This window comes from Alcanivorax sp. NBRC 102024 (assembly GCF_001602235.1).
In the GTDB taxonomy this organism is placed as follows: Bacteria; Pseudomonadota; Gammaproteobacteria; order Pseudomonadales; family Alcanivoracaceae; genus Alcanivorax.
In genome coordinates this window covers 217,517-230,861 of the sequence record NZ_BDAS01000005.1, presented here as the reverse complement: position 1 = coordinate 230,861, position 13,345 = coordinate 217,517, and the positions used below count along the sequence as shown (strand labels likewise).

11 protein-coding genes are annotated in these 13,345 nt (G+C 59.3%); 7 read left to right on the top strand and 4 right to left on the bottom strand.

The annotated features are described in order from the left end of the window. Positions 1-31: 31 nt before the first annotated feature. Positions 32-1,711, bottom strand: coding sequence for a ShlB/FhaC/HecB family hemolysin secretion/activation protein (locus A0251_RS10510; protein ID WP_062816793.1), 1,680 nt, complete (start codon positions 1,709-1,711; stop codon positions 32-34). 247 nt (positions 1,712-1,958) lie between these two features. On the opposite strand from A0251_RS10510, the gene A0251_RS10505 reads away from it, so the two are divergent. Together A0251_RS10505 and A0251_RS10500 are read left to right on the top strand one after the other, a co-directional pair. Then, complete coding sequence (locus tag A0251_RS10505; RefSeq protein ID WP_062816792.1) at positions 1,959-3,008, top strand: hypothetical protein; 1,050 nt, start codon at positions 1,959-1,961, stop codon at positions 3,006-3,008. 57 nt (positions 3,009-3,065) lie between these two features. After that, on the top strand, positions 3,066-3,875 hold the full coding sequence (locus A0251_RS10500; RefSeq protein ID WP_062816791.1) for a putative RNA methyltransferase: 810 nt from the start codon (positions 3,066-3,068) through the stop codon (positions 3,873-3,875). Positions 3,876-4,010: 135 nt separating this feature from the next. Here the strand turns inward: A0251_RS10500 and A0251_RS10495 are convergent, their stop codons facing one another. Further along, positions 4,011-5,621, bottom strand: a complete 1,611-nt coding sequence (locus A0251_RS10495) for an FAD-dependent monooxygenase (RefSeq protein WP_255357631.1) — start codon at positions 5,619-5,621, stop codon at positions 4,011-4,013. 115 nt (positions 5,622-5,736) lie between these two features. Here A0251_RS10495 and dinB point away from each other — a divergent pair, with 115 nt between their 5' ends. Next, positions 5,737-6,840, top strand: coding sequence for a DNA polymerase IV (gene dinB, locus A0251_RS10490; protein WP_062816789.1), 1,104 nt, complete (start codon positions 5,737-5,739; stop codon positions 6,838-6,840). Positions 6,841-6,988: 148 nt separating this feature from the next. On the opposite strand, the gene A0251_RS10485 is transcribed toward dinB, so the two are convergent. Then, positions 6,989-7,204, bottom strand: a complete 216-nt coding sequence (locus A0251_RS10485; protein WP_062816788.1) for a hypothetical protein — start codon at positions 7,202-7,204, stop codon at positions 6,989-6,991. Between the two features lie 418 nt (positions 7,205-7,622). Between A0251_RS10485 and ppnN the strand changes: the two genes are divergently transcribed. Further along, a complete protein-coding gene (gene ppnN / locus A0251_RS10480; protein WP_062816787.1) occupies positions 7,623-8,990 on the top strand; it encodes a nucleotide 5'-monophosphate nucleosidase PpnN in 1,368 nt (455 codons plus the stop codon). A gap of 253 nt (positions 8,991-9,243) precedes the next feature. Here ppnN and A0251_RS10475 read toward each other — a convergent pair whose 3' ends face one another. Next, positions 9,244-10,014, bottom strand: coding sequence for a 3-hydroxyacyl-CoA dehydrogenase (locus A0251_RS10475; RefSeq protein ID WP_062816786.1), 771 nt, complete (start codon positions 10,012-10,014; stop codon positions 9,244-9,246). A 200-nt stretch (positions 10,015-10,214) separates the two neighbouring features. Between A0251_RS10475 and egtB the strand changes: the two genes are divergently transcribed. From egtB to A0251_RS10460, 3 genes are all read left to right on the top strand, one after another. Continuing rightward, positions 10,215-11,420, top strand: coding sequence for an ergothioneine biosynthesis protein EgtB (gene egtB / locus A0251_RS10470; RefSeq protein ID WP_062816785.1), 1,206 nt, complete (start codon positions 10,215-10,217; stop codon positions 11,418-11,420). Then, entirely contained in the window at positions 11,417-12,385 is a 969-nt protein-coding gene (egtD, locus tag A0251_RS10465; RefSeq protein ID WP_062816784.1) for an L-histidine N(alpha)-methyltransferase, read from the top strand. The genes egtB and egtD overlap by 4 nt, the downstream gene beginning before the upstream one ends. Positions 12,386-12,595: 210 nt before the next feature. Next, positions 12,596-13,120 carry a thioesterase family protein gene (locus tag A0251_RS10460; RefSeq protein WP_035249412.1) on the top strand — a complete coding sequence of 175 codons (525 nt, stop codon included), beginning with the start codon at positions 12,596-12,598 and terminating at the stop codon, positions 13,118-13,120. Positions 13,121-13,345: the final 225 nt, after the last annotated feature.

Here is a 13,345-nt window from a genome sequence, read left to right as displayed (position 1 = left end):
TTTCCATCGCGGCATCGGGGAGGATGACGGCTCAGAATTCGGCATAAAGTGAGGCATGAACGGTGTACTCGCTGTCAGTCAGTTCCGTTGAATGTTGTTCCATGGGCCAGGACACTTCGGTGGTGAATCGCAATGAGCGATAACCCAGCCGGACGCCGGCCGTGGCGGAATCCAGCCGGGTATATCGGGGCTCATTGCTGTTACCGGGAATTACCCCCATGTCATAGGCCGCAAAGGGCGTCACCGATACCGGACTGGGGATCGGTGGAAAGAAATCGAACTGCACGCTGCCAGCCGCTGCACTGTTGCCGCTGACGGAAATATCCTGATAACCACGCACGACAGACCGGGATGCCAGGGAAAACCTCTCGGACGGAAACAGCGTCTCGTCGGTGTACTGGGCATTAACGCGCAATGCGAGAGTCCCATATAACGGTTTTATGAAGCGGTTGACTGTAAGAAATGTCTGATAGCGCGTGTGCGTAATGTCTGCAATCGACCGTCCGCCGGGCAGGTTGGTGGCCGGTCCCGCGCCATGCCCCTCTTCAATGGTCAACGTACCGGCCAGTTGGGTGCGCCCCAACAGGTGTTTGGCATTAAGGCGTCCGCCCAGGGTACGCAAATGATAGGAGCTGACTCGAATGACAGCGTCTTCCAGCAGATTCTCCGCATCCGTATAGGTACCCAGTAACGACAGGGATAACCGCGAGCGGCTGCTACGGTATAGCGTCCGGGTCAGCTCCAGCCGGGAGGTGTCCGTGGCACCGGATGAATCGAACGTCTGAAAGATCCCCTGGATTTCGTTTTCGTATTCCTGGCGGTTGTAACTCAAAGCCAGGTTCCAGTATCCCAGGCTGATGTCATAGCTCAGCCCGGCCCCCCAGGCACGGTCGGTGAATTCGGTATCCAGATCGCTGTTGAGTGACAGGGACACCCGGTCTGTGAGCCCGAAAGGGCTGCCCCAGTCCAGCCCGGCCTGGGCAGTACCGTGGTTGATATCCCCGTAATGCTCCTGGTCTACCACCAGGGTGCCGCGATAGCGGCGCGGCCAGTCGGCCTGGCCGAGCACTACGGTACCGCCCTGCTCTTCCCCCGGCGCCAGATCCATCTTGGCGTCCAAATGCGGCAGCCGGGCGAGGGTTTCCACCGCATGCTCCAGATCACGTAGGTTGACCCGGTCACCGGGCTGCGCCGGCACGGCCCATTCCAGCACCCGCAACGGCATGCCGACGGCCTCGAAGCCTTCCACCTGGCCGGCAACCACTAGCAGCACCAGCTTGCCGGAGGACACATCCTGCTCGGGGATCAGCACCCGGCTGGTCACATACCCCTTGTCGATCAATCGGTTGGAAAGCTTCGCCTGCAAAGCCTTGATGCCGGTCATATCCAGGCAGGCACCTTCCGCCTCGCGCACTGGTTTTTCGAACCAGCGGCCAAAAGGCACAGGGGCATCGTTGAGGGTTTTCAGCTCAATGGCATCAATCTGGAAACAACGGACCGACGGTGTGGAGGTATCGGGCACGGGCAAGCGTAGCCCTGGCCGGTCACCGGGTAGCTGCATCTCTTCCAGCTGCTGCTGCTGACGCTCGCGCTCCTGCTCCTGCAGTCGATCGAACATGCGTTGCTGTGCATCCGGCGACGCCCACACGGCATTGGCCGCCAGCCCCAGCACCATGGCGCCACAGCGTAAAACAAACTTTTCCCCTAACATGGCTTTCCTTGCCCGTCATTCATCCAACGCACAGTGGTGCGACTTCATCGCCACCGAATATTTGTGTAATGTGCTGCGCTGATTAAAAAGAAAGCGGGATTCTACACTTTTATGTCTGTTAATGGCGCCAGGAGACAACGCTGACGTGAACTCCATCACATCTCTCCCACAGCGGAAAGCCGTTGTTTTTCTGGTACTTTTGTTCCTTTTTCTCCCTTTGCCAGTGCACGCGAGCCTGGCAGGAGCCATGGCCCCGCTGACGGACACCACACCGGAGAAGACGCCGAATTACAATGCTGCGTTGCGTGACGCCAATAGACTGGACCCCGCCGCCAGTTTTGTACTGAGAAACCATCTGCTACTTCGTCAGGGCGCACAAAAATTGGCTGCGGGAGATTACTCTCAGGGTCGACAACAACTGACACAGGTGGAGACCGACAGTCCTTCCGCGGTACAAGCCAGTCTGCTGATTGCAGAAAGCTACCGCCTTGAACAACAACCCGAGCAGGCCAAGGACTGGTTCTTACGCACAGCCCTTCATTACCCCTACCGCACAGAGACACTCTTCGGACTGCTCAGTGCAGCCAATGATCAACCTCCGGAAAAAACCGGCCTGGCGTTGGCACTTTATGACAAAGCCCGTGAGCAGGCTGATTTTGCTCTGACACAATTGCAGCAGCTTAAGCAAAACGACCTGATTGACCCGCTGGCGGTGATTTTCCCCTCCAGTCTGGACGAACAGGTGCGCCAGGCTTTTTTGCAACGCTGCCTGCACAATCCGGACGAAGATTTGCTCAGCGAATCCAGCCGTCTGCAGGAAGCGGTCTCCAGCCTGTTGCATTTGCAACAACAGCGGCAAGCCTTGGCCGGTCAACTTCAATCCCTGCAAGCCCAGCTGGAGGAGTACCAGCGTCAGCGGCAACATTTACAGAACCAGCTATCCCGCCTGGCCGCTCAGCAGAACGCACTGGAATCACAACTGATACCCAACAACCTGGACGATGATCAGGTCAGGATTCGCCGTCAACTTGGCCAGCTTCGTAACCAAGTCATTCGAATGGAAAACCAGATAGCCTTTATTGATCGCACTCGCCAGCAGTTACCTGCCATGGTCGACAATCTCAACGCCGAAATACGGCAACTCCATGAGCAAGCCATGACGCAGTTGAAAAGCAGTAATAAGGCGGTACAAGCCGTACTGGAAAACACTTACCAAGCCTATTATGGCGAATTGAGAAATCTGGCCGCTGAAGCCAGGCTGCAGCTGGCCGAGCGACAGGCGATGCGGAAACCATAGCCCTATATCACCGCCTGTGTTTCACTGCCTGTCTTAACGGATGCTCCATCTCTGCTTATGCCCACTCTCAAATGTCCCAGTTGCGACCTCCCCCTGCTTCTTTCCGGCAACAGCTGGCAGTGCGACAACGGTCATCGTTTTGATCGCGCCAAACGGGGTTATACCAACCTGCTGCTGGCTCAGCACCGCCGCTCCCGGGCGCCCGGCGACGACAAAGCCATGGTGCAGGCGCGCACCGCGTTTCTGGAGCTGGGGCGTTATCAACCGCTAGCCGATGCCCTGCTGGATAACCTGGACGACGAGGACCAGCCCTGGCTGGATATCGGCTGCGGCGAAGGCTGGTATACCTGCCAATTCGCCCGCCGGCTTGGCAGCGCCAATGGCGTGGGCGTGGATATTTCCAAGTTTGCCGTGGACGCGGCGGCCAAACGGGACAAGGCGCTGACTTGGCTGGTGGCCAGCGGCGCCCGCTTGCCGTTGTTTGACAGCAGTCAGCAGCGGGTCTTTGTGCTGTTCACCCGCTTGTTCACCGACGACATTGCCCGGGTTCTGAAGCCCGGAGGGGAACTGATTGTGGTCGGCACCGGTGAGCAGCATTTGCTGCCTCTGCGCGAGGCGCTCTATGAAGAAGTGCGTCAATCCGGGTTCGATGCAGGCAAGTTTCTCGATGCCCGATTCACGCAGATCGACAATCAGCATATCCACCTGGAATGGGTGCCGGATGACGAGCAGGAACTGCAGAATCTCCTGGCCATGACCCCACACCACTGGCGCGCCAAACCGGAAGCCAAGGCCGGTATTGGCAAGCTGGCGGGCCAGACCATGAATGCGCATTTTGTGATTCAGCGGTGGGGGAAAATCAATTAATAGTTAATAATGAATAGTTTCGCGGTTGGATGATTGTGGAATCCGCAAGCAAAGAGGCCGCGCCCAAAGCATGGGCGCGGCCTCTTGCGTTGCAGAACAGACAACCCATTCCGCGACGTTATTAATTATTCATTATTAACTATTAATTGCCTTCCCCAAGGCCGTATCCAGGTACTCCAGCAGGTGATTGGCATTGCTCACCGGGGCCCGGTAGGCCAGGTGGCCATCCGGGCGCATCAGCCACATTCTCGGCCCCTCCCCAAATGCCTCGCCAAACTCACCCTGGTGATCCTGCCAGATTCGCGTGGTGCCCTCCCGGGGAATCGCTTCAGTGGGAGTCCCGCTGGCCACGATAACGGTCAGATGAACCCGCTCGCGATATTCCTGCCCCAGACGGTCACTGAGCGCATACAGCACCAGCCGTTCGTTATGCTCCGGGGTCTCACCCAGTTGCAGCAACAGGTGATGGACCGGTTTCCGGAGCAGACCATGAAGCTGGTGCAGGTGCCCGGTACGTACAGAGCGCAGGGCCGCATCGGGGAGTCGGTCCCCGGGCAACGGCCCCCGATTGCGCCAACCCAGATCCGCTTCCGGACCACAGCTCACCAGCGGCGAGGATCGATAGTGCACGTCCAGCTGGCTGGCCGTGCGCAGTAAACGCCGGGACAAACCGGCACGCCCCCCCGCCATTTTCAGCAACGAATCGCGGGTACGGCGCAACATGGGCAACTTCACCAGTGAAGCCCGCGACAACAAATCCACACCGTGCAGCATTTTGTCCGCCACCGGTTTTCGCTCCTGCTCGTAACTGTCGAGCAGGGTACCGCTGCCATACCCCTTGAGATAGAACGCCAGTTTCCAGCTCAGGTTGAAGGCATCTGCCAGGCCGGTGTTCATGCCTTGTGCGCCCAGCGGGCTTTGCACATGGGCCGCATCGCCCGCCAGAAAAACACGATTGCGACGGTAGTGATGGGCCAGCCGACGTTGCACCGAAAAGCGGCTGATCCAGCGTGGTTCACCCAGGTCAGGCGTATCACCCAGTATCGGAGTGAGCCGATCCGCAAAAGGCTGTAGATCTATCTCCCCTTCCCAGGGCTCGTCCCGGGCCATGATCAACCGCCAGCCCGTGGGCAGAGGCAAGGCTATGAGCAACCCCTCTTCCTGCAAAAAACCGTGGGAGCTGTCATTGCGCCAGGGCCCCTGCCAGTCCACATCAGCCAGCAGGAAATGTTCATCGTAATCGACGCCGTTGAAGCCGATACCCAGCTGCTCACGCACGGTGGAACCCACGCCGTCGGCGCCCACCAGCAGATCGCAGCTGACAGTTTCCACGTCCGCCCCCTGGCGCAGCCGGGCGCGAACCCCTGCCCCATCCTGGGTAAAATCGAGCAATTCCGTGCCACGGACCAGTTCGCCTCCCAGGCTGCGGTAGCGCTCGGTGAGGACGCTTTCCACATCGGACTGGGGGCAGCTCAGCACCCAGGGGTACGGGGCATCCAGGCTGGTCAGATCCAGCTCGAACAGGAATCCCTTGTCGCCATAGACAGACACTGCGCTCAGGGTGCGCGAAGCCTTGCGGATCGGAGCCAGCACTTCCAGGGCGGCAAAGATTTCCAGGGTGCGGGCATGCAGCCCCAGCGCTCGGGACCAGGGAGACGGCTCGGCGAGCCGGTCGATAATGCAGCAGTGAATGCCGTGTCGACGCAGGCCTATGCCCAGGGCCAGGCCGGTGGGCCCGGCACCGATAATCAGGACCTGCGGTGTGCGGTTTGCGGTAATGCCGATGTTACACTCTCCTCAGGGCGGCCCAAGCGACACAGGCAACCCGATTGTCAATCCTGCCACATCCCAGAGTTCATTCATGGCACAGGCCTCACGCAAGATTATCCACGTGGACTGCGACTGCTTCTATGCCGCCGTGGAAATCCGTGATGATCCGTCCCTGCGCAATCGGCCCGTGGCAGTGGGGGGCGACCCCAACCGCCGTGGCGTTATCGCCACCTGCAATTACCCGGCCCGGCATTTCGGGGTGCATTCCGCCATGGCCTCATCCCACGCCCTGCGCCTGTGCCCGGAACTGGTCATTGTACCCGCCAACTTTGACAAGTATCGCAAGGTCTCGGCCCAGATCCACGATATCTTTCGCCGTTACACCAGCCTGATCGAACCCTTGTCCCTGGACGAGGCCTTTCTGGACGTGACCGACAGCGAACAGTTCGATAATAGCGCAACCCGTATTGCCGAGGCGTTAAGACAGGATGTTCGCCGGGAGCTGGGCATTACCGTATCCGCCGGCGTGGCGCCCAACAAGTTTCTTGCCAAGGTGGCCAGCGACTGGCGCAAGCCCGACGGCCTGTTTGTGATTCCGCCGGACCAGGTGGACGCCTTCGTGGCCGCCCTGCCGGTAAAAAAGATTTCCGGGGTGGGCCGGGTGACGGCCGAACGCATGGCCGGTCTCAACCTGCATACCTGTGGCGACCTGCAAGGCATGAGCCGACTGGAGCTGTCACAGCACTTCGGCAGTTTCGGCGAGCGGCTCTATCACCTGAGCCGCGGACATGATGATCGGCCCATACAAACCGGCCGCCGACGTAAATCCGTGTCCGTAGAGCGCACCTACGACCAGGACCAGCCGGACCTGAATGCCTGGCTGCGGGAACTGGATGGTCTGCTGGAAAAGCTCAAGGCCCGTTTCGCCAAACTCGATCAGCACTATTTGATCAGTGGGCTCACCGCCAAGGTGAAATACCAGGATTTTGTCAGCCTGAGCTGCGACAAGGCCGGCAACGATCTGGATCCGGCCCATTTCGAGGCACTGCTGCGACAATTGTGGGAACGCCGCCAGGGCCCTGCCCGCCTGATCGGCATCGGCGCCCGCCTGCGCGACCTGAAAGCTCCGCAGCAGCCGGATTTGTTTCCGGAAGAGAGGGAAAAGGCGTTGCGGCAGCAGCGGAACCGGCTGTAGCACCATTGGGCGGTGCTATCACCCAGTTTCGAGGTACGAGTTGCGAAAAACGAGAAGCTATCTGCCATGAATTGCAGGTTTTGATCTTCGCAACTCGCAACTGATTAATCGCGCCGCCAGCGACGCTCCTACGGGACGCGAGGCGGGGTCAATGGACCCGCTGACAGACGCGGCTGTGCAACTCGGAGGGAATCATTCCGTCCATCAGCTCCCGTCCCCGACGTTGTACCGGCTCCATCTGCGCGTCCAGGTAAGCGTCCAGGGTGGCCACGCAATCCGCGCAGCGGTTGACGGTATCCGTATCCGGGTGATCGCAAGCCGCCTTGACTGCCTGTTCCAGCTGATTCAGATATTTGAGCAACATGTTTTGCTCCTGATAAACCTCATTAACGGGACGGCCTTATGCCGGTTCCCAATCGATCAAGTATGGCCGCTGCTGAAGACAGCCAGATGACACAGATCAACCATGCAGTCAGTGTGCCAGATCTGATAAAGGATGTGACGCTTGCGGCGACAAGGCGTTCCCGGGAAATTGTAAAAGAGTCTGTCGCCACCCCGGGAACAAGGGCTTGCAACTCTTCACTCACCGGGAGTGTCATCTGGGGTACTCTTGGGAGTTGTAGCTGCTTTTGGGATGAACTGCGACGGCTTGGCCGCCCTGCGGGGGCTTCCTTGCTCAAGCAAGGTTCGCGCCTCAAGCGGCGCTCCTACAGCGGCTTCGTAGCCGCACGGGCTGGCCTGCAGCCTCTGAGTAACGATTATTTTGCGACGGACCCGACCCTATGACCGAAACGGTATCCACCATTGTTGCCCCGGAAGGCAGCCTGGAAGTTCTCAGCCAACACGAAGTTGAACGTCTGCGTGACACCTCCGGCAGCGGCCTGCATGAGCTGCTACGCCGATGCGCGCTGGCCGTACTCAACTGTGGCACCCCCACCGATGACAGCCGCCAGGTACTGGAGACCTACAAGGATTTTGATATCGAGGTGATTCAGGAAGACCGTGGGCTGCGGCTCAAGGTGGACAATGCCCCCGCCGGCGCCTTCGTGGACGGACGCATGATCCGCGGCATCCGCGAGCATTTATCGGCGGTGTTGCGCGATATCGTCTATGTGGCCAATGAGATCCAGAATAACGACAGCTTCAACCTCAATAGCAGCCAGGGCATCAGCAATGCGGTCTTCCACATTCTGCGCAACGCCGGCGTGCTCAAGGCAGGAGCCTCGCCAAACCTGGTGGTCTGCTGGGGCGGCCACAGTATTTCCCGGGAGGAATACGACTACAGCAAGAGCGTGGGCTATCAACTCGGCCTGCGTCACAAGGATATCTGCACCGGCTGTGGCCCTGGTGCCATGAAGGGTCCCATGAAAGGCGCCCATGTGGCCCATGCCAAACAACGTTTCAAGGGCGGCCGCTATCTGGGCATCTCCGAGCCCGGCATCATCGCCGCCGAGGCCCCTAACCCCATCGTCAACGAGCTGGTGATCATGCCGGACATCGAAAAGCGGCTGGAGGCGTTTCTGCGGGTCGGCCATGGCATCATCGTCTTTCCTGGCGGGGTGGGCACCACCGAGGAAATCCTCTACCTGCTTGGCGTGCTGCTGCACCCGGACAATGCGGACATGCCCTTGCCAGTCGTGTTCACCGGCCCGGCCAGCAGTGCGGACTACTTCCGCCAGGTGGATGCCTTTATTCGCGCAACACTGGGAGACCAGGCGGCGCAACGTTACCAGATCATCATCGATGACCCGGAAGCCGTGGCCCTGGCAATGTGCGTGGGCATCGACCGTCTGACCCTGTTCCGCCGCGACAATGATGACGCCTTCTACTTTAACTGGCGGCTGAACATTCCCCTGGAATTCCAGCAACCCTTCGAGCCTACCCACGAGGCCATGGCCAGCCTGGATCTGAGCCCCAATCAACCGGTCCACCAGCTGGCTGCCAACCTGCGCCGGGCATTCTCCGGCATTGTGGCCGGCAATGTGAAAGAGCAAGGCATCCATGCCATCGAACAGCACGGTCCCTATCGGCTGCATGCGCCGGGTGAACTGATGACCCACCTGGACGAACTGCTCAAGGCGTTTGTGGAGCAACATCGCATGAAACTCCCCGGGAGCCATTACGAGCCGTGTTATGCGTTGGTGGGGTGAAGGAAAGGACCTAGCAGCCAGGCAAGACTTCCGTAGGAGCGTCGCTGGCGGCGCGATTACAGGAGTCACGAGTTGCGAGAAGCGGGTTTCGAAAATCAAACCCCGAAATTCATGAAAGGTAGGCTCTCGCTTTTCGAAACTCGAAACTGATGCATCGCCCGCCAGCGCCGCATCTGCAAAAAAGAAAAAGCCCCGGAAATCCGGGGCTTTTTCTTTTCACTAGTAGCTAGCAGCTAGTCGCTCACAGCGGCTATTACCGCGGCTGCATACGGATACCACCATCGATGCGGATGGTCTCACCGTTAAGGAAGCTGTTCTCGATCATGTGGCAGACCAGCTGCGCGTATTCCGCCGGGTTCCCCAGACGCTTGGGGAACTGGGTCATTTCGATCAGCGGCATTTTCACCTTGTCCGGAGCCGCATTCATCAACGGGGTGTTGAAGATGCCCGGGGCGATGGTGTTGCAGCGAATGCCCAGCGGCGCCAGGTCACGGGCGATGGGCAGGGTCATGCCGACAACACCGCCTTTGGTGGCCGCGTAAGCCACCTGGCCAACCTGACCATCAAAGGCCGCCACAGAAGCCGTGTTCACAATCAGACCACGCTCGTTGTCTTCACCCGGCTCGTTCTCGGCCATGGCGGCGGCGGCCAGACGGGCCACGTTGAAGGTACCGATCAGGTTGATCTTGACCACCATGTTGAACACGCCCAGATCATGGGGCTTGTTCTCGCGACCCACGGTCTTCATGGCAGAGCCCACCCCGGCACAGTTCACACACACATGAATGGCACCGAATTTTTCCACGGTGGCGTCGATGGCCGCCTTAACGGATTCCTCGTCGGTCACGTCGGTCTGCACAAACGCCGCATTGGCACCCAGCTCCGCCGCCACTTCCGGGCCGCGCTTGTCGTCACGATCCAGAATCATCACCTTGCCGCCCTTGGCGATAATGGCTTCGGCCGTGGCCTGGCCCAGACCGGATGCAGCGCCGGTGATCACGGCAACTTTATCGGTAATATTCATATGCTCTCCTTGTGGTGAAAGGGCATGGGCTGTCACTGCGTCGCAGCAACAACCCACTACAAATGCTGCCCCGCAGTATACCCACACCGTTCACGCGTCACATTGTTGCTTTCGCTCAAAGTGGGTGCCACTCTTTGACAACCGGATTGGGAGGGAAAACCTTGCCAGATACCGCCAGACAAGACGTCAGCGCTACCTTGATGGCGCACTACCAGCGTATCCGGGCCTTCAGCGAACAACTCTGTGAGCCGTTACTCACCGAGGACATGGGGTTGCAGGCCTGCGCTGACGTGAGCCCACCCCGCTGGCATCTGGCCCACACCACCTGGTTCTTCGAAACCTTCCTCCTCAAGCCCCACCTGCCCGGTTACCGGGTGTTCGAACCGCAATTCGGGTATCTCTTCAACAGCTACTACAACGGCATTGGCGAACAGTTTGCCCGCCCGCAACGCCACCTGTTGTCACGCCCCACCGGCGCAGATGTCTATGCATGGCGACAGCAGGTGGATGAGGCCATGACACGGCTTATCGCGCGATATCCGGGTCTGGCGGACCTGGTGACACTGGGGCTCAATCATGAGCAGCAACATCAGGAATTGTTGCTGACCGATCTGAAATACAGCCTCTCATTCAATCCGCTGGCGCCAACCCTCGGCCAACCCCTCGACCCGTCGGGCCCGGCTGCCCCATTGCGCTTTCAAACGTTCAGTGGCGGCCTGGTGGATATGGGCGCCAGCAGCAATGGCTTTGCCTTCGATAATGAAACGCCCCGGCATCGAGTCTGGCTGGAGCCGTTCTCCCTGGCCAACCGGCCTGTCACCCAGGGTGAGTTTCGCGCCTTCATCCAGGACGGCGGCTATCGGCGTGCGGATTTATGGCTGTCTGACGGCTGGGCCTGGGTTCAGTCAAACGCTGTCCAGCGCCCTCTTTACTGGCATGAGGACCTTGACCAGCACTTCACCCTGGCAGGGCTACAACCGTTGCACCCTGGTCAGATTCTGGCCCATGTGAATTATTATGAAGCCGACGCCTATGCCCGCTGGGCGGGCAAGCGTCTGCCCACGGAACAGGAATGGGAGCACGTGGCCACCACGCAACCGCAGCAAGGCAACTTTGTGGACAACGGTCTCTACCAACCCGGCCCGGCCATTGATACCGGCATGGCACACCTGTTCGGGGATGTATGGGAATGGACCGCCAGCGCCTATTTGCCCTACCCGGGATTCCAGCCTGATGCCGGTGCCGTGGGTGAGTACAACGGTAAATTCATGTGCAACCAGATGGTGCTGCGCGGCGGCTCCTGTGTCAGTAGCCGGGACCATCTTCGCGCCAGCTACCGTAATTTCTTCTATCCTCACCATCGCTGGCAATTCAGTGGTATCCGGCTTGCGGGAGAGCCATCGTGAATCAACAACAGCTCGGCCCCAACCTGACCTTCTTCGACCTCCACCCGCCGACCACCGACATGCTTGCCGAGGTCAGTGAATCCTTGCGAGCAACCACGCCGACGCTGCACCCCAAGTTCTTCTACGACGAAACCGGCTCCACCCTGTTCGACCGCATCACCCGCACTCCGGAGTACTATCCCACTCGCACGGAAGCCCGTTTGTTGCGTCGCTATGCCGGGGATATTCAGTCGCGCCTGGAGAACACCCACACCATCGCCGAACCTGGTGCAGGCAGCTGCGAAAAAGTGCGGGTGTTGCTGGATGCCTGGCAACCGGCCCATTACATGCCGCTGGAAATCTCCCGGGAGTGTCTGCTTGGCGCCTCACGGCGCCTGGCCGACGACTTTCCGCAGATTCACATCAGTGCGGTCTGCGCGGATTATTGCCAGGCCATGGCCATGCCCGAGGGATTACAACAGCCGGGCCGTCTGGTTTTTTTCCCCGGCTCCACCATTGGCAACTTTGAACCGGCCCAGCGAGCCAGCTTTCTGCGCGGGCTGCGGGAACTGGCCGGACCCGGTGGCGCCCTGCTGATTGGCGCGGACCTGCAGAAACCCTCTGAGCAGCTCCATGCCGCCTACAATGACTCGCAAGGACTGACCGCCGCCTTCAACCTGAATGCCCTGCACCATCTGAACCGGGAACTGGATTGCGGCTTCGATACCGATACCGTGCGCCATCTGGCGTTCTACAACAGCACGCAAAGCCGTATCGAAATGCACCTGGAGTGCCTGCAGGATCAGCACATCCGCCTTGGCGACGACAGTCTGACACTTACTGCCGGCACCCGTATTCACACAGAAAACTCCTACAAATTCACCATCGAAGGGTTCTCCGCCGAACTGGTTGCCGCCGGTTTTTCCCCATCCGGGTGCTGGACGGATAGCGACAGCCTGTTCAGTCTGCATCTGGCCTGTGCGTAACCGTTGCAGCCCCCTGCACACAGGGCATCACGCGCCGAAACCCACGCCTGGCGCGGGACAGGATTGCAAAGACTGTAAAACTGAGCACTTTGATATCAGCGAATAGTGTGAACTGGCACTGGTACCGTTATACTGAATCGCGTTTTTTTGCCGATTCAGTCTTCGAAAGAATAAAAGGGGTCACGGACCACCGTGCCATAGGGAGATCGGATGCTCGAACTGATCAGCGCGGCTCGCCGTCGTAAACGGCCGCCCACACACCAGCTATTTGATGTTGTCACCCAGGAATACCGGGTGGGGTTGCTGGATATTGACCTGAACATGCATCTGAACAACGCCAAATACCTGAAGTTCATGGATCGCTGCCGGCTGGAGCACGCGGTGGTTACCGGCTTGCTCAACCGCATGATCGAAGCGCGCTGTAACGGTGTGGTTGCCAATACCGAGATTTCCTATATCCGCGAGTTGCGCCCGTACCAGCAATTCCAGGTGCATACCCGCATTCTCGGCTGGGACGACAAATACGTGTACTACGATCAGCGCTTCGAATCCCAGCGCAAACTGCACACCCATGCCCTGTTGCGGGTGGCCAATGTGTATGGCGGCAAATCCATCAGCCCCCAGACCCTGCAGGAAATTACCGGCTTCAATCAAACCTCTCCGGCCCTGCCGGAGTACGTGGAACAATGGAAGCGACTGCTGCAGACCAAGCGGCGGCTGACGGAGAGTGACTAGATACGAGCTGCTAGCTACTAGCTAACAGAAAAATCCGCTGTAGGAGCGTCGCTGGCGGCGCGATCCGAGCCTTGGCGAGGGGAGATCAAGGTCTACCCGCTATTTTTCTGGAACCTGTCGAGTTCTGAAACTCCTGATCGCCCTATGGGCGATTTCCTCGCTACGCGAGGTTCGCGGCTCAAGCGCCGCTCCTACAGCGGCTTCGTAGAAAGGTTATTCCTCTCC